Source organism: Pelagicoccus mobilis (assembly GCF_016595505.1).
Lineage (GTDB): Bacteria > Verrucomicrobiota > Verrucomicrobiia > Opitutales > Opitutaceae > Pelagicoccus > Pelagicoccus mobilis.
The window spans coordinates 1-21239 of sequence record NZ_JAENIL010000022.1 but is presented as its reverse complement, the minus strand read 5'-3'; the positions used below and the strand labels follow the sequence as shown (position 1 = coordinate 21239).

13 protein-coding genes are annotated in these 21239 nt (G+C 53.5%); 6 read left to right on the top strand and 7 right to left on the bottom strand.

The window, feature by feature from the left end; genetic code table 11:
- Positions 1 to 5: 5 nt before the first annotated feature.
- From JIN87_RS12860 to JIN87_RS12835, 6 genes are all read left to right on the top strand, one after another.
- Positions 6 to 2009, top strand: a complete 2004-nt coding sequence (locus tag JIN87_RS12860) for a beta-N-acetylhexosaminidase (RefSeq protein WP_200355976.1) — start codon at positions 6 to 8, stop codon at positions 2007 to 2009.
- A gap of 72 nt (positions 2010 to 2081) precedes the next feature.
- The gene (locus JIN87_RS12855; protein WP_200355975.1) at positions 2082 to 3863 is read left to right on the top strand and encodes a sodium:solute symporter family protein; all 1782 of its coding nucleotides are present in this window, start codon (positions 2082 to 2084) and stop codon (positions 3861 to 3863) included.
- 7 nt (positions 3864 to 3870) lie between these two features.
- Entirely contained in the window at positions 3871 to 5058 is a 1188-nt protein-coding gene (locus JIN87_RS12850; RefSeq protein WP_200355974.1) for an acyltransferase family protein, read from the top strand.
- Between the two features lie 125 nt (positions 5059 to 5183).
- A complete protein-coding gene (locus JIN87_RS12845) occupies positions 5184 to 5582 on the top strand; it encodes a hypothetical protein (protein WP_200355973.1) in 399 nt (132 codons plus the stop codon).
- Between the two features lie 107 nt (positions 5583 to 5689).
- Entirely contained in the window at positions 5690 to 6757 is a 1068-nt protein-coding gene (locus tag JIN87_RS12840; RefSeq protein WP_200355972.1) for a transporter, read from the top strand.
- A gap of 176 nt (positions 6758 to 6933) precedes the next feature.
- A complete protein-coding gene (locus JIN87_RS12835; RefSeq protein WP_200355971.1) occupies positions 6934 to 7125 on the top strand; it encodes a hypothetical protein in 192 nt (63 codons plus the stop codon).
- 155 nt (positions 7126 to 7280) lie between these two features.
- Here the strand turns inward: JIN87_RS12835 and JIN87_RS12830 are convergent, their stop codons facing one another.
- From JIN87_RS12830 to JIN87_RS12800, 7 genes are all read right to left on the bottom strand, one after another.
- Complete coding sequence (locus JIN87_RS12830) at positions 7281 to 8747, bottom strand: TolC family protein (RefSeq protein ID WP_200355970.1); 1467 nt, start codon at positions 8745 to 8747, stop codon at positions 7281 to 7283.
- A gap of 92 nt (positions 8748 to 8839) precedes the next feature.
- Positions 8840 to 11911: an efflux RND transporter permease subunit gene (locus JIN87_RS12825; protein WP_200355969.1), complete on the bottom strand. Its 3072-nt coding sequence runs from the start codon at positions 11909 to 11911 to the stop codon at positions 8840 to 8842.
- The gene (locus tag JIN87_RS12820) at positions 11911 to 13092 is read right to left on the bottom strand and encodes an efflux RND transporter periplasmic adaptor subunit (protein ID WP_200355968.1); all 1182 of its coding nucleotides are present in this window, start codon (positions 13090 to 13092) and stop codon (positions 11911 to 11913) included. The genes JIN87_RS12825 and JIN87_RS12820 overlap by 1 nt, the downstream gene beginning before the upstream one ends.
- 235 nt (positions 13093 to 13327) lie before the next feature.
- Positions 13328 to 15418: a BamA/OMP85 family outer membrane protein gene (locus tag JIN87_RS12815; protein ID WP_200355967.1), complete on the bottom strand. Its 2091-nt coding sequence runs from the start codon at positions 15416 to 15418 to the stop codon at positions 13328 to 13330.
- Between the two features lie 29 nt (positions 15419 to 15447).
- On the bottom strand, positions 15448 to 19170 hold the full coding sequence (locus JIN87_RS12810) for a translocation/assembly module TamB domain-containing protein (RefSeq protein WP_200355966.1): 3723 nt from the start codon (positions 19168 to 19170) through the stop codon (positions 15448 to 15450).
- Positions 19171 to 19204: 34 nt separating this feature from the next.
- Positions 19205 to 20314, bottom strand: a complete 1110-nt coding sequence (locus JIN87_RS12805; protein ID WP_200355965.1) for a DNA alkylation repair protein — start codon at positions 20312 to 20314, stop codon at positions 19205 to 19207.
- Positions 20301 to 20879 (bottom strand): mechanosensitive ion channel family protein, encoded by a 579-nt coding sequence (locus JIN87_RS12800; protein ID WP_200355964.1) that lies wholly within the window; start codon positions 20877 to 20879, stop codon positions 20301 to 20303. Before JIN87_RS12800 ends, JIN87_RS12805 begins: the two co-directional genes overlap by 14 nt.
- Positions 20880 to 21239: the final 360 nt, after the last annotated feature.

Here is a 21239-nt window from a genome sequence, read left to right as displayed (position 1 = left end):
TAATTATGAAAAAGATTCTAGGAGCATTAGTGATCGTCATGACAGCGGGACAATTCGGAATGAGCAGTGTGTTAGATAGCGAGGAAGCTTTCTCGCAGTTGATGCCGATTCCGCAGGAAGTGAAAGTAGGCGATGGCCGCTATCGTATTGAGAAGAACTTTACGGTCGCCGTGAGCGGCAATCCGGATGAGCGAATCTACGGAGCGGCGAGTCGGTTTTTGCGACGATTAGACAATCGCACTGGGTTATTCCTGCCTCAGGATTATGTAGAGCCGGACGAAGAGTTAGAAAGCGTTGGCTTGGAAATCGTGGTGGCTCGGGCTGGTGAAGTGACGCTAGGCGAGGATGAGAGTTATGTACTCGAAATCGGGACGACTTCCGTTCTCTTGAAGTCGGAAACCGATTTAGGGGCGATGCATGGGTTGGAGACGCTGCTTCAGTTGCTTTCGACTGACGAGGACGGGTATTATTTTCCTGTATCCAAAATAGCGGATTCTCCGCGTTTTCCGTGGCGTGGATTGATGATCGACGCAGCGAGGCACTTTATGCCGATGGACGTGATCAAGCGAAACCTTGATGGTATGGCGGCAGTTAAGATGAACGTAATGCACTGGCACCTGACGGAAGACCAAGGTTTTCGTGTGGAGTGCAAGTCCTATCCCCTCCTGCACGAGCTTGGATCCGATGGGATGTATTATACTCACGAGCAGATTAAGGAAATCGTACAGTATGCTGCGGATAGGGGTATTCGTGTGTATCCAGAATTTGATGTCCCAGGACACGCTACCGCATGGCTCGTAGGGCACCCGGAGCTTGGAAGCAAGCCGGGGCCCTACGAGATTGAGCGAGGATGGGGAATCTTCCAGCCAACGCTCGATCCCACAAACGAGAAGGTGTACACGGTCTTGGACGCGGTTTTTTCTGAAATGGCTCCCTTGTTCCCTGATCCGTATTTCCATATTGGAGGAGACGAAGTTGAAGGACATCATTGGGAAGAAGCAGAGCATATTCAGGCATTTATGAAAGAGAATGACCTGAAGGATAAGTACGCGCTTCAGGCCTATTTTAATCAGCGTATCCTGAAGATTCTTACGAAACTCGATAAGAAAATGATCGGCTGGGATGAGATCCTGCACCCTGCGATGCCGAAAAATATCATGATCCATTCATGGCGCGGTCGCGACTCTATGGTGTCCGCTGCAAAGGATGGCTATGCGAGCATCCTTTCAAATGGATACTACATCGACCTTATGCAGCCTGCCAGCGATCACTATCTAGTGGATCCGCTTCCATCGGACATTGAACTAAACTATGAAGAGCGAGAGCGTGTTTACGGTGGGGAAGCGACGATGTGGAGTGAGCATGTGACAACCGAAACAGTGGATGGACGTATCTGGCCGAGAACCGCAGCGATCGCGGAGCGTCTTTGGTCAGCTGAAGAGGTGCGTGATGTGGATGACATGTATCGTCGTTTAGATGTGATCGCGGTCCAGTTAGAGGAGTTAGGGCTCACGCACATTAAGAATAGAGGGATGATGATGCGTCGCCTTACCAGAGGCGCAGATATTCGGCCGCTACATGTACTTGCCGATGTCGTTGAGCCGCTAAAGATTTATCAACGCAACGCGGACCTGATCTACCGTTCGCATTCACCTTACACCTTATTGCCGGATGTTGCCGGAGCGGATGCGAAGGATGCCCGTCGTTTCAACAAAATGGTCGATGCGTACTTAAAAACCGGACACAAGGCGGACGAAGGTGCGATTCGCTCCATGCTCGAAATGTGGGCCGCAAATCACGCAAAAATGGAAGTATTGGCGGCAGATTCGCCAGCTCTGAGAGAGACCTTGCCGCTATCGGAAGCCTTGCGCGATCTTGCGCTCTCCGGATTGAATGCGTTGGATGGAAAGTCTCAAAATTCGAATTCTGTTATTGAGCGAGCAAAAGCCCCGGTTGCCAGAGTTGAGCTACAAGTCGTCGATGCTGTTGAGAAGTTGATAAACAAGTAGTGTCTCGTTCCAGACCAGCGGAAGTCGGCGTTCCCTGTTTTTAGTCCCCAGAACCTAATACCCAAAAGTCATATGAGCCTATCTTCTCTAGATTGGATAATAATAGCTGCGTTTTATGCTGTGTCGTTTCTCATCGGCCTGATCGTTTCGAAGCGAGCCGGATCCTCGTCGTCAGAGTACTTCCTTTCAGGTCGGAGCATGCCGTGGTGGTTGTTGGGCGTTTCCATGGTCGCGACCACATTTGCTATCGACACGCCTAATCTTGTGGCGGGGATTGTGCGGCAAAACGGCGTCGCAGGAAACTGGGTCTGGTGGGCTTTTCTTTTGACCGGTATGTTGACGGTTTTCGTCTATGCTCGTCTTTGGAGGCGTTCGAAAGTGACGACGGATTTGGAGTTCTATGAGTTGCGTTACAGTGGCAAGTCGGCGGCCTTCTTGCGTGGATTCCGGGCTCTGTATTTGGGGGTCTTTTTCAATGTGATGATTATGGCCAACGTCTGTTTGGCCGCGATCAAGCTCGGTGGTGTGGTGCTAGGCTTTTCGCCCTTGGAGACCCTATTGGTCGCCTCACTGATCACTGTCGTCTACAGCTCCTTAGGAGGCTTGCGTGGTGTCTTGATTACGGACTTTGTCCAATTTGGATTTGCTATGATCGGGTCGATCTGGGCGGCATCTCTAATCGTGAATCGACCAGAAGTCGGAGGGCTGGATGCCTTGTTGACGCACCCAAACGTCGTTGGAAAGCTGAATCTTTTGCCGGACTTCTCTGATACGACGATGCTGGTATCCGTTTTTATAGTACCTTTGGCGGTTCAATGGTGGAGTGTTTGGTATCCTGGGTCCGAGCCAGGTGGTGGAGGGTATGTGGCTCAGCGTATGTTGTCAGCCAAGAACGAGAAGCATGCCATTGGTGCGACCTTCTTCTTCAACTTGGCACACTACGGTTTGCGCCCTTGGCCGTGGATCGTGATCGGCCTTGCTTCTTTGATCGTGTATCCAGATCTAAACTCTTTGCGCGTTGCGTTCCCAGCAGTTGAGGAGAGTTTTATTCAGGACGATCTGTCCTATCCAGCGATGCTTGCCTTTTTGCCGGTTGGAGTCCTGGGGCTAGTAATCGCTTCCTTGGTGGCGGCCTTCATGTCAACGATATCGACCCACTTGAACTGGGGGTCGTCGTACGTGGTGAATGACTTCTACAAGCGTTTTATTAAGCCGGAAGCCAGCGAGAAAGAGCAGGTGTTGGTAGGGCGTGTTTCGACGGTCTTGCTCATGGTGGTCGCTGGAACTGTGGCTCTGTTTTTGGAAAGCGCCATGCAGAGCTTTAACATACTCCTTTCGATTGGAGCGGGCACCGGTTTGATTTTCATTCTCCGTTGGTTCTGGTGGCGCATCAACGCTGCGACCGAGATCTCCGGGATGATCGTTTCGTTCGTGGTCGCCATCTTTTTCGAGTTTGGATACGAGAAGTTCGGCTTCGAGCCGTTGGCTGGCCACATTCAGCTGATTGCAAGTGTGGGAGTGACCACTGTGATTTGGCTGGTCGTTACCTTGGCGACTCCAGCTAGCTCCACGGAAACACTAGAGTCCTTTTATCGCACAATACGTCCGGTAGGTCCTGGCTGGGAAACCATCCGCAAAGGTCTGATCGCAAAAGGCGAGACTCTGGAGGAGCACTCGAAGGCAGAGAGCTTGACTCAGGGAATCGCTAATTTCCTCATTGGTAGCTTCTCGGTTTACTTCTTCCTCTTCGGGGTTGGATACGTGATTTATGGAAATGTAGGTATAGGCGTTGGATTGCTCGCTCTGTCTACATTGGGTGTTTTCTTCGTTTTGAGAAGAGTAGTAAAAAGCTGAATACGTCATGGTCGATAAAAGAGAACGCTTGTTGTCGCTTGATGCCTTGCGCGGTTTCACCGTGATGGGAATGATTGTAGTGAACTGTCCCGGTTCATGGGGGCATGTCTATGGGCCGTTATTGCATGCTTCCTGGCATGGAGTTACGCCGACGGATTTGGTGTTTCCGTTCTTCCTCTTTATTGTCGGGGTTTCGATAGCGTTGGCCTATGCGGGCAAACCGAAATTGAAACGAGAGCGCCGAGCGGCTTTCGGAAAGATTTTGTGGCGTGTCGTTAAGATATTCGCGGTGGGGGTGTTCTTGAATCTATGGCCGTACTTCGATTTCGAAGAAATACGCATCGCGGGCGTCTTGCAGCGTATCGCTATCGTATTCGGGTTATGCGCGTTTTTGTTTCTCACAACACATTGGCGACGGCAAATGTGGATCGGCGTCGGAGTATTGCTGGCTTATTGGGGGGCCTTGGTTTGGTTGCCGGTTCCGTTGGACGAAGCCAATGCGGGAGCTCTTGAGTCGGGGCAGATAGAGCGAAGTCATGGTCAAGTGGTAGATGTCTCAGTTTCAGCGAGTGGTTCCGATGCTATCGCTGGAAACTTAGAGCCAGGGACGAATTTGGCGGCTTGGGCGGATCGTCATTTTTTGCCGGGACGTCTCTACGAGAAGAACTGGGATCCAGAAGGGCTGCTCAGCACTTTGCCAGCTGTGGCGACGGGAATCTTCGGCATGCTGGTGGGAGCGATGGTGCTTTCGATTGGCGATCCGTATCGGCGTGTTTCCTGGGTGTTTTTTGTTGGAGTGGTGGCGTTGCTTCTCGGCAGCGCTTGGAATTGGGTTTTCCCGTACAATAAGAATCTGTGGTCGAGTTCCTTTGTGCTGTATTCAGGTGGCTGGGCGACTCTGGGTTTCGCTGCCTGTTTGCTGCTTATCGACGTGCGTGGGCACAAGAAGTGGGCGTCATTGGGAGTTGTTTTCGGATCTAACCCGCTGGTGGCGTATGCCTTATCTGGAATGCTTGGTTTTCTCTTTTATGGAGGGCTGGGAGTTCCCTCGTTGAGCAGTTCTTGGATGAGTGCAGCAATCGCCATGGGATTACCGGCGAAGTTAGCGTCCCTGCTTTATGCTCTGTTCTACTTGAGCATGATCTATTTGCCGGTGCTCTGGTTGTGGAAGAGGCGGATCTTTGTGAAACTCTAGGTCTGCGATGGTAGGGGCGGCGAGCGCCGACCCTACAAAGCTATATCGGTTGACTGTTTGGTGTGGAAAGGCGATGGCGTGTTTCGGATTGACTGGACTCGGAGATGGGCTACTGCCTTCCGACCATGTGCCGACGAATTGCATTAGCTTTGCTGCTTTGCAGCTTAAGCTTGAGCTTGTCCAATAGCGTTTTGCTGATTGGCCAGCTCGTTGCATGGTCGAACATGACTCAGGAGCGTAGCGAGTCTATGGGGCTGAGTTCTGCGGTTCTTTCGTCTCTTGAAGGTGAAGACTTGTGTGAGCTCTGTTTCGTGATTCGGGATGAGAACCGAAAGCAATCCGAGCCTGGAACCATCAAAGAATCTTCGGCGATCGCTAAGACGATCGTGCTCGCTTACGAGCTAAACGATCTGTTCCCGGTGGAACCTGCGAGTCGCTTTGTTGGGCACATCAGTAGTTGCCCGAGCGTTCCGCATGGAAGAAGTGATGAGGTGGCGACGGCGCCTCCTCGATTCGAAGTTTAGTACCAAACCCCATCAGACTGATCTGTAGATAGATCGGCCTTTTATCATGTCTCCGCATATTCCGCGGGTGACGTCTCTGTACTACAAATTTTCGAATCTAATCCAAAATGAACACTTTTTTCTCTTTCGAGGGATCGCGTGCGGTCCCAGCTATTGCACTGGCTCTAGGCCTATCAACTTCCGTCCTTGCTGATCAAGGCGTACGCACTCCAGCAGGACGTGCAGACAGCCACGCTCCGATTGGTGTAATGGGAGACCACTTACACAAAGCGGGCGAATTCATGGCGTCCTACCGCCACATGACAATGAGCATGGAGGGGTACCGTAAGGGTGAAAACCGACTCACTTCGCACCAGGTTTTCATGCAAGGATTCTCTGCGGCTGCGACCAACATGGACATGGATATGGACATGTTCGGTTTCATGTATGCCCCGAGCGATAACGTCACGTTGATGCTGATGGCCAATCATCTCGATATGGAGATGAACATGGAAATGAACCCACATGCTGGCATGGGTCACGGTCACATGGACATGGGAATGGGACATGATATGCACATGAGCCACTCCACTTCGGGCTGGGGAGATGTGAGTCTTTCCGCTTTGGTTCGTGGTTGGGAAAAGGACTCTCACAAGCTGCATTGGAACCTTGGCATCAGCGCCCCAACAGGTTCGGTGACTGAAATGATGCACATGCAATTCCAGCCATATGGCATGCAGTTGGGCAGTGGCACTTGGGATGCAAAGATTGGTGCAACGTATTCAGGCAGTAAAGACAGGTACGGTTGGGGAGCTCAAGCTCTCGGGACTGTGCGACTCGAGAGTGAAGGAGATTCCGGGTTTTCGCGTGCCGACGCATTGGAAGCGTCCGTATGGGGTAACTGGCTCCTTAGTGCTCCGCTGAGCTTTTCTGCTCGACTCAAGTACTCCGCAGAGGGCGCTCTTGATGGGCATTACAATGGTCCTCATCCGCACAGTGCTCCGAATAACTTCACCTCCAATTATGGTGGCGATATTCTCGAAGTGCTCGTTGGTCTGAACTACCTGTTCACTGACGGCACGCTCAAGGGGCATCGGCTCGCTCTTGAGTACGGCAAGCCAGTGTATCAGCAGCTTAACGGTGTCGGTATGAATCGCGAAGATACGCTGACTCTCGGTTGGCAATACGCCTGGTAGGACTGCGAGCGCTCACCTTCCGGACTGCCAGGGCTGCGCAGTTTGCTACGTAACGTTACGTTCAAAACTGCGCAGGGTTGGAGAATGGAGGGGGGGAGGTTACTGGGGTTTTTACGCTCGAATTACAGTTTTTGCAGGGATTGCCGATTAGAAGAACTAATCCCCGCAAAACGATCATGAAATTCGAATCCCCACATCAGCCGATCGCTGGAACCCGAAACGAAGAGTGTCTTCGCAAATTCCTTTCCGGAAACAAGATCGCCTTCGCTCAAGCGTTTTGGGAAAATGGCCCTCGTAAGCGTCCCGAGAGTGAGGGCTCTAAGGTGAAGTCGCCTCTTGTGCCCGGCTTCGAAGATTCTCGAAACTAGAGTGTTTTTCTAATGAATAGGCACGTTCTCATTGGACGTGAAAGGTAGGGCGGCCTCGCCGCAGGCCGCCGTGGATACTCGATCCTGCATTGCGGCTGACTGGGCCAGTCTGCCCTACCTCGCACGACTAACCATATGAAAAAGGCTCAAGATTCTCAAGGGATTGATATCCCGCGTCGCTCAAGCAGGCTGCCTTCCGCAAGATAGAGATCGATGAGGGCGAGTCGGTAGGAAACGAGCGCTTTAACTTCTTGGATACGGCTGGCAAGGAGGTCGCGGGCAGCTGCGGCAACTTGTAGAGCGGTGGTTGAGCCGACTTGAAGCCGCTCGCGCTCGCCTTTTACCGTTTCTATGAGGTGCTGTCTAATCTGGGCTGTTGCTTCGATTTGCTGGCGAGCCCGCTCTACTTCGTTTGCGGCGAGTCGCACGTCGAGACGGACGATTTGCTCGTGATTGAGCACTGCGTCAGCTGCTTGTTCGCGGTTGGTGCGAGCGATCAAGTCACGGCCGCGAGCAGGAGCGTTGCCGATGTATTGATTGAAACGCAGGCCTGCCGTTACATCGTAACTGTCCTCTGTAATGTTTTCGAAGGACTCGAGGAATGTGTCCGCATAACCGGTTTTCCCGAGAGTGACGAAGAGATCGAGCCGTGGAAGTAGTCCGTTTTTGGTGACAACTGTCTGGAGTCGATCCTGCTCGAGGCGGAGTTTTGCTTCGTTGAGATCGGGGCGTTTAATTAGGGCGAGCTCGATCCGCTCTCCGATTTCGTTTAGAGGTTCGTACTCTACGCTCGGGTTGCTGCTCGCTTCGATCTCGAATTCGAGAGAACCATCGAGGTTTGCGTTGAGCAGGCGTGCGAGGCGGTAGCGTTGGTTGGCTAGATCGGCTTTTGCGTCGATAAGGGCGCTTTCTCGCCTAGCGACTTCACCGCGTACAAGGGCTCCGTCGGTTTCGGAAAGCGACCCGACCTCGATCCGTTCTTCGATTTCGTCGCGTTCGCGTCGGGCAAGTTCGAGTGAACTCTCAAAGATCGTGATTTCCTCGCGGGCGAGAACGTAACGCCAGTAAGCGGTTTCTACTTCGGCGACGAACGCTTCGGTGTAGCCTCTTAGCTCGTATCGACTTGCCAGTGTATTCACTTCGGCCTGACGGACGGATGCGAGGTTTACGGCTGGACCGTAGCCGCGTAGCAAGGATTGGGTGACGCTTAGGCCGAGTCTTGCGGCTTGCTGTTCTGGTGTTCGGCTGGATATTGAGCGACTTTGCTCGACTGAAAACTCTAGATTCGTTCCGGAGGCTAGATTTTGCCGGACGCCGATTTCACCGGCTGCGTTGCTTCCGGTCACGCTAAATTGCTCGCCGGTGGCTCGAGAGTTTTCCGATACTTCTTCCTCGCTAGCTCGAAATAGGCCATAGAGTTGTGGTTGAAACTGGCCGCGTTCAATTAGCTCGAATGCTCCTGCTTTGACGGGCTCCAAGGTTTGGATACGAAGTTCGCGATTTCGGTCGAGTGCGGTGAATATGGCTTCTTCGACTGAAAGCTGGAGGGTTTCTCCGCTCAAAGCCAAGGGGCGCGGGTTCCACTCTATGTATGGGGTTACGCTTCGATCGTCATCACTCACGGGGGGCGGGGTCGTAACGAGTGGTGGCAATTTGGATACGCTAGAGCAGCTGCTCAGTATCGCTGCGAGGAAAACTACTGGTAGGACACGTTTCATTGAGCTTCGCTGCTGCTGCGTTTGCTGTGTACTATGGAGTAAATGACGGGAGTGAGGAGAAGGGTGATCGCTGTCGAGCCGATCAGCCCGCCGATTACGGCTCGAGCAAGAGGCGCCTGGGCATCCGCTCCTTCTCCGATTCCGATCGCGAGAGGAAGCAGGCCAAGCACTGTTGTGAGCGTGGTCATGAGGATGGGGCGAAGGCGCCGACGACCCGCTTCAGCCACAGCATCCCGGGCTCCCATGCCTTCAAGACGGAGTTTGCTCGCTTGATCCACCAACAAGATGGCGTTGTTGACTACGATACCGCCGAGCATGATGCAGCCGATTCCGGACTGAAGGTTCATGGTCGTATCAGTTAAGATGAGCGTGATGATGACGCCGATGGCTGTCATGGGAACTGCAACCATGACGATGGTGGGGTCGCGGAGAGATTCGTACTGACAGGCGAGTACCATGTAGACCAGGGCGATCGCGAGGCCGAGAGCGAGAGCCATTTCTCGGAAGGTTTTTTGCTGTTCTTCCGAGGAGCCAGTGAGGCGGAAGATGTATCCAGCAGGACGAGGGATTTCGTCGAGCGCGGCTTGCATCTGAGCGGCGACATCTCCCATCGCGTCTTTGCCGAAATTTGCATCGAGAGTGACTAGGCGCTGCTGATCCTTGCGGCGTATCTCATCTGGAGCCTTGCCGTAGTCGGTGGTTACAACGTTACGCAAAGCGACGAGTTCGCCTGAAGGAGTGCTTAGGGTCAGGTTAAGGACTTCGTCGATCGACAGTCTTTCCGCATCCTCCATTTGCACGATGATCTGGTAGGAGTTCCCTTCGGCTCTGTATTCTCCAGCTCGGGAACCGGCGATAGCGGTTTGCAGTACGTCGGTAACGTTGCGGGCGGATAGACCGAGATCGGCAATTTTGTCGCGGTCGATAGAGATGATCTGGCGTGGCCGTCCTTCGTCGAAACTCTTGTCGATCCATGTGATACCATCGATTTCATAGAATCGTTTTTCAGCTTCGAGGGCTAGTTTCTCGAGAGTGGGAATGTGGGGGCCGCGGACTTCGACTTCCACGCCTTGCCCGCCTCCACCGAGGAGACGGTTGAGGAGGTTTTGGCCGCGGGGTGCCCAAGCTCCAGCCTCCATTCCTGGAATTTGCGAGTGGAGTTTTCTGCGAAGGTCTTCGGCGATCTCTATGTTGGAGCGGTCTCTCTGACCTGCGGGGACGAGATTGAAGCGGATCGATGCTCCGTCACCCCAGATTTGTGTGACGTGCGAGACGGCCTCGGGGACGGCAGGGATTCCGATCTCCTCGATTCGTTGAACAAGTGTATTCACGATGTCGAGACGAGTGGATGATTCCGCTTTAGCCCAGATATTGACTTCTCCTTCATCCGTTGCGGGAAGGAACTCGCTGCTGATTTTCGGGGCGAGAAAGGCGCTGACTACGAGTGTGGATACAGCTCCGATGACGGTCCACCTGCGATGACGAAGGGCACGATCGAGTGACGCTTTGTAGTTTAGTTCAAGGCGTTGGAACCAGTCTTCAGCAGTGTCGGAAAGTTTTCGGAAGGGACTCTTCTCTCTCTCCTCTTCGCTTGTTTTCGCTCGGAGAAGTTTGGCTGAGAGCATCGGAACGATGCTGAGCGAGACGATCAGCGAGCAGATGAGCGAGAAGGAAACCGTGTAGGCGAGTTCTCTGAAGAGAACACCCGAAACGCCAGGGATAAAGATTAGCGGAAGGAAGATTACCAGGGTCGTGATCGTACTCGCGATGATGGCGGCGCTGACTTCTTTGGCGCCGTTTGCTGCGGCTACGGAGGGGCGCTCTCCTTCTTCGTCTCGTCGTCGGAAGATATTCTCGAGCACTACGATAGAGGAGTCGACCATCATGCCTACGCCAAGTGCGAGTCCTCCGAGCGACATGAGGTTGAGGGTGAATCCTCCGAAGTAGAGCAGGGTGAAGGTTGCGATAATGGAGATCGGGATGGAGACGGAAATGACCAAGGTGCTGCGCCAGTCTCTCAGAAAGAACAGGAGTACAAGTATCGCGAGAGATCCACCGTAGATAACCGATTGCGAAACGTTTTGGATGGAGCGTTCGATGAAATTTCCCGAGTTGGAGACAGGTACGATTTTTACCTGTGGAAACTCGCGATTGGTTCTTTCGATTTCTTCTAGAATGTTTTGGGAAACTTCGACGGTGTTGGCGTTATCCTGTTTGCGAATAGCTACGCGGATTCCACGTTCACCGTTTACACGCACGATATAGGACTCTTTCTCGTGCGTATCCAAAATGGTGGCGACCTGATCCAGCGTTATGGTGGAACCGTCACGCGTATCCACAACGGTGTTACGGATCTGGTCGAGGTTTTGGAATTGGGCGGGAGCTCGTAGGGTGACTTCGTATCGACCTTCTTGGATGGAACCGGATGGACGATCCAGATTGGAGTCGCGCAGTGCCTGTAGAATTCGGTTAAGAGGAATGCCAAGGGCTTGCAGGCGGTCTTGATTGAGTTCGACTCTTACTTCGCGATCAAAACCGCCCCAGAGATCGACCTGAGCGACTCCAGGGACTCGGGAAAATCGGTAACGGATTTCGTTGTTGATCGTTTCCGTGAGCTCGACGGGATCGAGGTCTCCGAAAACGCCGAGTATGACGACTGGGAGGGAATCGACGTCGAACTTGCTAACGCGAGGACGAATGATGTCGTTGGGCAGCTCGTTAATCTCATCTTCCAATGTACCTTGGAGTTCGAGGGCGGCTGCGTTGATGTCGGTGCCCCAGGAAAAGCGGACGCGAACCTGGCTTCGCCCTTCGCTGGATCGAGAGGAGACTTCCTCCACGCCGGGAACGGTTGATACGATCTCCTCGATGATTTGCGTGACGAGCGTCTCGATGACATCGGGGCTAGCTCCCGGATAGCCGGTGCTGATGGTGACCGTAGGCATCTCGATGCTCGGGAAGAGATCGATCTTGAGGCGATTGAGAGCGACGAACCCCAGAGTGACCACGATCAGCATAGCCATCGTGGTGAAGATGGGGCGTTTGACGGTGAAGTCTGGTAAGCTCATTATTTGATGTCGACTTCGACTGCTTCCGGAATCGCGATCTTGGAACCATCCTCCAGGAGGTGTTGGCCTAGGATGACAACTTCGCCCTCGAGTTCGGAATTGATTAGTTGCACGTCACCATCCGAGCGGATGCCAGTCTGAACGGGTTCCCAGGAAACGGTTTCCCGATCCTCGGAAACGAGGAAGACTCCAGTCTCGGATCCCCTTCGAGTGATCGCGGCAAAAGGAATGACGGTGGCTTCCTCGACTCGCTGCAAAATGGTCTCGGCTCGTACGAACATGCCTGGTTTGAGGCGACCCTCAGGATTTTCGAGCGAGAGCTCGACGCGCGCTTGGCGGCTGCGTTCGCGGAAAATAGGGGAGATGCGTTCGATTTTGCCCTGAAATACCTGGTCGGGAAAAGCATCGGTGGTGAAGCGTGCGGTCTGGTCGGGACTAAGGAGGCTATAGTCTCTTTCAGTGACGTAGATAACGGCAGTGATCGGGTCGAGGTCGACGATCATGAGTAGCGGTTCGTTTGCCGTAACTGTTTCTCCCTCATCGACGTAACGTTCGGCGACGTAGCGCTCGTCTTGGTCGCCTAGCCAATCGGCGCTGATCTGAGTGTATCCAAGTCGGATACGAGCCGACTCGAGCGAAGATTCGGCTCTGATGACTTGAGCTTCGGCGACTTTAACCTTCGCTTCCCGAGCGAGTAGTTGAGCTTGAACGTTGTCGTACTCGGTCTCGGACGCGATCCCGCGCTCGCGCAGAGTGGTGGTGCGCTGGTTGGCACGCAGGGTGATTTCCAAGGAGCTGGTTGCTTCGGCGAGGTTCGCCTCCGCAACGGCGAGATCCGCTTCCGCTTGTCTGACCGCTTGCTCGAACTCGGCAGCTTCCAGGATCGCGACAGCTTCGCCGCGATGAACGAGGTCGGCGATATCGACTGGAATTTCCTTCACGCGACCGGCGACTTTTGGGGCCACGACAAATTTAGAATGGGCTTCGAGCGCTCCGCTGAACATTCGGCGAAGCTCGATAGGACGTTGCTCGACTGAGGCAACTGCCACTGCAGCTTTGCGCTCGAGCCAACCCTTATCTCCGTCTCCTTTTGAAGATTTGATTACGAAGTATCCGACAACGCTGAGGGCGATGATTGAGATGATGACGATCGGCGTCTTTGATTTCTTTGGCGATGACATGGATAAACGGTGGATGAGCCCACAATTCTAGAGCGTACGTCTGCAATAGTAGTACGAATGCTGGAATTTCCAACCCTCGCAGCTTCGCCAATGGGTATTTGATTACAATTGAGAAATCAATTGAAGCGTTAAGGTACGAGGATTTCGCTGATTTTTATCAACTTGCCTGTATCCAATCTTTCATACGAGTAGAGGTTCTATAAGAGCCGCTTGTGTAAGATTGCAGTTAGGCTGCTTAGAACGGGAAGCCGATGGAGAAGTGTAGGGTTCCGTCTGGATCTATGGGTCGTGGGTCGATATTGTGTCCGTATTCGAGGCGAACGGGACCAACGATGGTATTGTAGCGAAAGCCGAGTCCTACGCTGCTGAAGTCCTCGTATAGGTCGGAGTTGTCGGAGGATTCCCAGACGCGGGCGGCGTCGGCGAAGATCACAAGGTTGATGCCGTCGAAGAGCGGGTACTCTAATTCGGCGTTCAAGAGAGCGAAGGATTCTACTTGGATTATAGGATCACCGTTTTTGTCGATTGGAACGGCTTCTCCTCGTTGGTAGCCGCGGACCGAGTTTTCTCCGCCGACGAGGAAGTACTCGTTGTCAGGGAGTACTTCTTGGTTGTCATCCGGGATACTGAGTAAGCCTCCTTGGAGTCCGATGTGAAATATCCAGCGATCTCCGAATCGCTTGTGGTAAGCGGCGCTGAACTCTGGCCGCCTGAATTCGGTTTCACCCCCGAGAGCGTCATTCGCGTAACGGATCGCTCCATTAATAGCGTATCCGCTTTTTGGATAAAGTATATTGTCAAGTTTTGTGTGGGAGGCTCGAAGGGAGATACTGCCGATGTCCGCTTCTTTGAACTCGATCGAATCGTTGAACTGAGGATCGCTTGATTCTTTTTTGTCTAAGGCGTAGTCGAGACCGACGTCGAGACTGAGGTCGGACATGCTTTTGAAAAGCCCGATGGATAGGCCTCTTTCCTTTCGGTCGAAGAAGAGTTCCTCGCGTTCGAGAATGTTGAACTCGAGCGAACCGGTGATGGATTCGCCGATGAGGTCGGGAATGGTATAGTCTACATTTCCGCTGGTGGACTTGATTGATTTGATTGCGGAGAGGGAGAGGGAGTGGGCGCGCCCGAAGATGTTTTCGCGTTTGGCGAGCACGCCACCTCGAAATCTCTCGTAGCTGCCGTAGCCGAGGAGGAGCTGGGCTTGAGTGCGTCTGCTTGGCTGGTATTGGTAAACGGCCTTCCGTTGGCCGGGGCCGTCTTCTTCGTAGCTGAGATCGATTCGCTCGAAAATTCCGATCCGAGATAGGCGTCTGCGGGCTGCTTCGGTTTTGGTGATGTCAAGCGGGACTCCTGTATCGAGTTTAGCCTTACGGTTTAGGAGTGGGTGGTGAGTGTCGTCGGCCCCTTGGTGTTCGACTTTGGAGAGTTGGATTTTGGGGCCGCGTTCGACTTCGAAGAGCAGGTAGACCGAAACGGTGTCTTCGGTTGGAATCACCTTGCTGATGCGGCTGGCGACTTTTGCGTCTGGGTAGCCGAGGTGATAGGATTCGTTGCGAATGAGCTTGGCTTGGTCTTCCACCCAGGTGCGGTTGTAGATGACATCCTCTATTTCGAGTTGGCTGTCGTGGGCGGTGTCTTCTTCGAGGTGGCGTACTTTTGCTGCGACGACTTTGTAGAGAGGCCCCTCGTTCACGGAGAGCTGCACGTCGACGGCTCCACTTGTCTTGTCGATCTCGACTGATTTGGCTGTGACCTTGGCATCCGTGCGTCCCAAAGCCGAGAGGCCAGCTGTGAGCTGTTTTCTGTGGTTGGAAAGTATGTTTTCCGAGTAAGCCCGATCCTTTTTCCGGGAGTAGAGAGATCGGTCTGGAATGATGTAGGTTTTGGCTTCTTCTGTGTCGATGGTCTCTAGTCCTTCGATGGATACTGAGTTGTAGTAATAGAGGGTACCCGGGATGATTTTGTAGTGAAGTTTAACTACGTTTGAGTTTTCGTCGATTTGCGACTCGAAGGGGATACTCCAAGTGACAGTCTGCGCTTTGCCATCTTCGGTCTCTAGCGTCCCTTCTATTTGGGCGTCCAGATAACCGTTTTGAGTAAGTCTGGTGAGAAGCAGGAAGGCACCGTCTTCGGTTTTTTGGGCTTCGATCGTTGATTCTCCGAATTCGATCAAACGAAGCGCACTCTTCAGTTCAGCGTTTCCGAAAAGTCCGAATCCGCTCACCTTGACTTTAGCGCTTTTGGCGAGGGAAGTGGCGCTGGAGAAGGATAGCAGTAGGAGGAGGGTCCAAAGGGTGAAGAGACCGCTGCGTCTAGCTTTCAATGTTTCTCTTTTTTTCAGCCTAGCGGGCCTCATCGTTTGTAGAAGGTCCATTTCAGGTTGGCGTTGAACTCGTCGTACTTGTCGTACTCTCCTTCAACCTCAAGTGTATCCGAAATCTCGTAACTGGTTCCGATCGTTTTTTTTCCTTGGAGGGAAATGTCTTGTCCGACTTCGATATTCAGCTTGCTTGCGGTATCGGAGTTGCCGCCGGTGAGGCGTTTAAACAGCCCTTTGCCAATGAATATCCCGAGGGAGGTGGCTGATTGTTGAGCGATGTTATCGCCCTCGCTGATTTGGGCTCCTGTGGTGAGGAGGAGGAGGGCTTCGACTTGGGTGAGGGCGGGGTTGCTTGTGACGACCAGTTCGGGCGCGTCTGATACGCCGCTGACGTCCATGTTGAAATCGTAGGCGAAGAGCCGTCCTTCGGCGGTGGCTTCGAGCTGAAGTTCGGTGGGGCGATCGCGCGTGACAAAGGCTCGCCCTTGCGTGAGTTTTAGGGAGCTTGCAGGGAAGAAGATGCGCCCTTCTTCGGTTTCGGCTGCTCCGATTAGGAGAGGGGATCCTAGGTTGCCTTCGAGGTCGAATTCTGCGGATAGGGTGCCTTCGAAAAAGGAATTGGAAACCCGCAAGAAATTGTCTCCGCGGATGTCGATATCGAGTCCCCACTGATTGAAGGGAGCGATTTCGACAGCGAAATAGGGAGGGCGGTTGCCAACGGTCTTGGTTGAACCTGCTAGGAGTTCTGGCTCGATTAGAAGCAAGCCTTTGCGCAAAAGGAGGTCGCCCTTTATGAGGGATTGTCCGTGTTCGTTGGATACGAGCTGTAGATCGACATCGCTGGTGACCATGATGCCGTTGTCGCGGAGGAGGGGAAACTCGGTGCTTTGAAACGCGAGGTCGAAGCGTGGCTGTCTCATCTCGTTGAGGTCGGCTTTTCCTTTGAGGAAGAATGGGCTCTTCTCTGCTACACCTTGAATGCCTTCGGTGCTCCAGACCCCTTTCTCGAACGTGAAGTCTCCTGATATTTCTGAAAGAGCCCCGAGGGGCGGTAGAGGGCGCGTGGCCAAGTCTTTCAGCTTTCCGCGCGCGAAGATGTCAGACTTTTCTACTACGAGCTCGACTTCGACTTGCCCGTCTTCGCGCAGCAAGTCGGGAAGCACGCTGCTGAGTGACTCGAGGTCGATTAGCTGCAAGTTTGCTTTTGCGGAGATGGTATCGAGGTCGATCTGGCTCGGATCTGTGAGAAGAGTGGGAAGGTTCGTTTCGGGTAGCGGGAAGCGAGCGCTCGCGGAAATCGTATTTTGTCCGATGTGAGTCCTGAGGTTTTCGACCACGAGGTTCGACGAGTTGGCGAAGAGCTTGGCTTGCAGGTCTGTGACTTGAACGGAAAGGCTGTTTTCTTCGGAGGCTTTCAGCTGGAGAGATGGGATGGACAGGTCGAGATCGCCCTCTGGGGCTTGTAGCGTTCCGGCGAGGGTGGCGTCGATGGATGGGGACTCTATTTCAATTGGCAGCAGTTCGCTAATGGAGCTCCAGAACTTGGGAGAAGGGGCTGATTTGAGGCTGAAGTCCAGAGGACCTTGGGGATTGAGTTCGGTATCGATGAACCCGTCTTTCCATGCGAGGGAGATGGGAAACTGGCCCTTGGCGGTGATGATGGATTGATCGTCTGACCGCACGTCCAGCTTGTCGATGCTGAGAGTTTTCTGATTGTCTGGCGGAGTGGATACGTTCCAAGCGAGGTTTACTCGATTTTCCGGGTCGATGCTCCAAGCGAACTCGCCGATCGCTTTGATCTGGGAGTGGTTTTCTCGAAAGTCGAATTCGCTCCTGACGAAGTCGAGGGAGACTTCGGGAAGCTGCGGCAATAGCCAGCTTTGAAGGATATTTGGATTCAGGTTTGAGATCTCGTTCTTCAGGCTCAGGCCTGTCGACGAGTAGGCTAGGTTGTCGATCGTGAGTTTTGTTCCTTCTGTTCCTGAAAGGGAAAGTTGAGGCAAGGAGATCGATGAGTCCGATTTTTGAATACTGATCGATGCGGGCGTGTCTAGGGCGAGCAGGCTTATTTGCTCGGTGCCAGTTAGACTTAGTTGGTTTAAGGTTAGGGTTCGTTCGGTGGTGGTTTCGCTGCTTGAAAAGGCGAGGCTTAGAGTATCTGTTTCGTTTTGAGCTGAGGCGTTGAGCTCCAAGCTGGAAAGGGTGCCTGCTAGGTCGATTTCGAGATCGAAGGGAGTTGTGCTCGGGAGGGAGAGGTCTTGCGATTCAAGGTTCGCCTCAAGCTTTGGGTCATCGAGTTTGCCTTCTACCGAGATATCTCCACTGATGGAACTCCAGCTGAGTCCGGGGGCGAGTTGGCTAAGCAGTTCGGATTCGTTTCGTAGGTCTACGGACGCTTTGCCGCTAGTGATTTCTCGTTTGGAGAGGTCGATGCGGCTTTCGGCTGAAAGGGTGGAGCCGTGTTGACTGTGGAGTTCGACTTGGCTGATCTCGAGTTGGTCTGCCTGAAGGTCGATGTTTGCGGAGATGGCTTTGATCGTTGTATCGAAAAGGGTAATACTCTCGCCAGAGAACTCCCCATTGACGATAGGTCGATTATCAGTGGTGCTAGAGGTTTTTATGAAGGCGTTGACTTGGCCGCTTGCTTCCACGAAGGGCAGTTCGTCTAGCACGACTCGGGCGGTGAGTTGGGTGTCGCTCGGCGGTGTTTCGAAGGTGGGATCGATTCGAACGGGGTGGTCGTTTTCAAGTGTCAACCATGGGAGGTCGACGTTGATCGACTGGACGAGGAAGGCGTCTTTGTTTCCGCCTCCAGCGATGCGGATCTGCGGCGTGTCGGGTGTGTGTCCGAGTTCGTTGCCCGTTATCTCGAATTCGAAGGAGTTGTTTTCCCAATTGACAATGGAGTCGATCTCAAGCTCTGGGGCGTCGTTCCAGAAGGCGTAGCGGTTGTCGAAAACGAAGCCGTCGGCGTTTAGCTGGAGGTTTTCTGGGAGCAGGCTATTTCGCCCTGCTGGCCAAAAAGCCTCGATCGAGATGGGGTTGCGGCTGCTGCTGAGTGTACCGCTGAGCCGGGTTTCTGTGGTATTGGAGCTTAGTTTTAGGTCGCTCGACAACGCTAGCGAAGGCGCTTCAGCTTGCAGGGTCCAATCTTCTTCGAGGGTTCCTTCGATGGTGAGCGGTAGGGACTGCGGGAGGTAAGTTAAGGCGCCGCGCAGTTCGGTTTGCTCTAGTTCGAAGCTTTGAATGTTGATCGTATCCTTTCCGTCGATACTGATTCGACCGTTCCTGCTTTTGATCCCGTGTAGAAGATCTGCGAGCTGGTTGAGCCCGGCTTTCGCTTGGGCGATGATTGATTCTACACTCAGGCTCGAGTCGGCGCTTGGCTGGGATTCGTCGCTTTGAGCGATGTTCACGCTCCAATCCGACAGGACGAGGGACTGCGACCCTGGGCTCGCGTTGAGGTATTCGAGAGCGAGTTCGCTGGGGGAGGGCATCTGGATTTGTTCAGCCTCGAATTCGATCCCAGTTCGGGAGAGGGAAACCTGGTCGACTTGCCATCGATCCCAGGAGAGGGACTGGACCTTGCCGATTTCGACGCCGGCCATCGAGGCCAGCGGTTTTGCCAGCCAGACTGACCAGATGGGGAAGCTAAGGACGCCGAGTGAGAGGCCGGCCAACCCTGCCACGCCGATACGTTTCCATTTGCTGAAACGCGGCTTCGCTTTGGTGGCTTTCTGTTTTGGCTTGGGCATTGTTGAGTGGGCGTCGGTCTGTCTTTTCGACGATCTAGGGCACCTTAAGGGAAAAGGGTATTTTGGCCAGCGATTGGCCGTTTATTAGGAGTTCGATGGTGTTTTCTCCTGTGTAGTACTTACGAGTGGAGATTGGTTTCAGATGAAACCTTTTCTTGATCGTTTTCGTTGCTTTGGCGGGCAGGCTGAGGTTGTTGCCTTTGAAGACCTTGGGAGCGGTTTGCCCGTTGGCTTTTACGAGGTGGAATTTGTAGTCGACGATCAGGTCTTGGGTCTTGCTGGATTTGGATTGGAGAACGAGGGAGAGGGCAAGCTTTTCGCCGAGTGTGATTTTGTTTGGGGTGACTTGGAATGCTTCCACGGAGAGCTTGGGTTTGCCGTAGCCGAGGAGCTTGAGGCAGCGGGGGTGTCCCTGCTTGATAAGGCTGCGGCAGGCGTGCTTGACTAAGCGGATGCGGTCTTTCGAGGGGGCTTGTAGCCAGTTTTCGACGACGTCCAGCATTAGTTCGGGGTTGTCCTTTGAGATGTCGTTTAGATTGTTGGCTACGGAACGCCGCACGTATTCGGAGGGGTCGTCCTTAAGGAGTTCAAGCAGAGGGAGAATGGGCGTGGGATCTTCGATGAAGGCGGGGATTTGCTCGCCCCAAGGCAGGCGTGAGCGGGTGCCTTCGGAAACGAGTCGTCGCAAATGGGGGTCTGAGTCCTTGGCCCAGCGTTTGAGCGCTGGGAGCATTTTCTTGGGTTTGCTGATTAGAAAAACGCGAATCCCGAACTCGGCTGTAAATCGTTTGGTGACTTCGGGCAGCAGTTTGAGCGAGGCGTCGAAAGCCTCTAGGCCATGGGCCGAAAGCAGCGCGTTGATCGCCATGAACATCCAGCCGTCGAAGGAGTCGTCTTCCTTGAGAGTCGGGATGGGTTGAATGGCTTGGCGAATGATGTCGATCGCTTCCGTCGGATTATCGGGTAGTTCTTCCCAAAGTTCCTCGCCGATGTGGATGGCGCGTTCCTTGAGCTCGAGTTCATCGAGGGTGGCGATACAGTTCCTCTCGAATCGCTTGTGGGCAAATTCCGGATACGCTTCCTGGATGAGTTTGCTGAGAGTTCGAACGACCTCGGCATTTATGAAGTTCTTAAACGGCTCCATCTTTGCTCTCTTCCTTCTCCTTTAGCATTTTCTGGTAGTCCGCCTCGCTTTGTATGGTGATGACCTTTTGGATCGCGACATTGGCCGGTAGGGTGATGTAGGAGCCTCCGTCGGTTTGGATCTTCATGTACATAAGCGTGACGTCCTTGAGTATGCCGCTGTGGTTGGGTTCGCTTTCGATGAGGATGCGGTCGCCGATGCGATAGGGGAAGGTGAAGTAGAGCAAGATGCTGGCGGTGACGTTGCTGAGGATGGACCAATTGGCGAAAAAGGCGACACCGACGATGGCGAAGAAAGAGCTGGTTGCTATGAGGACCCCCTGTATTCCAAATCCGAGTACGTTGGAGACGATCACCAGGGTGATGGCGTAGATGATGATCTGACCGACTTTCGAGATGCTGTCGCTCCGGTGGGCGGCGAATTTGTGGCGTTCTGAGGTTTCGTTTATGTAGCGCCGATAGAGGCGTGCGACGAAATAGCTGAGAATGAGGACCAGGAGAGCGATGGCTGCCCTGATTACCCCTTCACCGCTGTTGTCGATAAACTGCTGGATGGATTCTTTCATCGAAGGGTTGAGTTTGAGAACGAGAAAAGGGAAAGCGAGTGAAGAGTTCGGTAGAGTTTTTGTGAGGGTGCGATTAATGGTGTGTCCTGATCTTTGGGCTCCACGGCAACGACGGAGCGTTGCCCTCCTGATTCGCTGTTGGAGGGCAATGCTCTGCGGGCTGTTGCCCAAAGAAAAAGAGGACAGTCGTTTCTCCCAACTCAAGCTTGGATAGGCTGAAGGTTCCAGTACGATGGTTCCCGTCATGATGGGAACCCATGTACCCCAGTGCGAGCTGTTCAGCTATCGCGTCAATCTCGACCAACGAGTTCGCGACGACCATCCGTTGCGAAAGATTCTCGCCATGTGCGACTTCTCCTT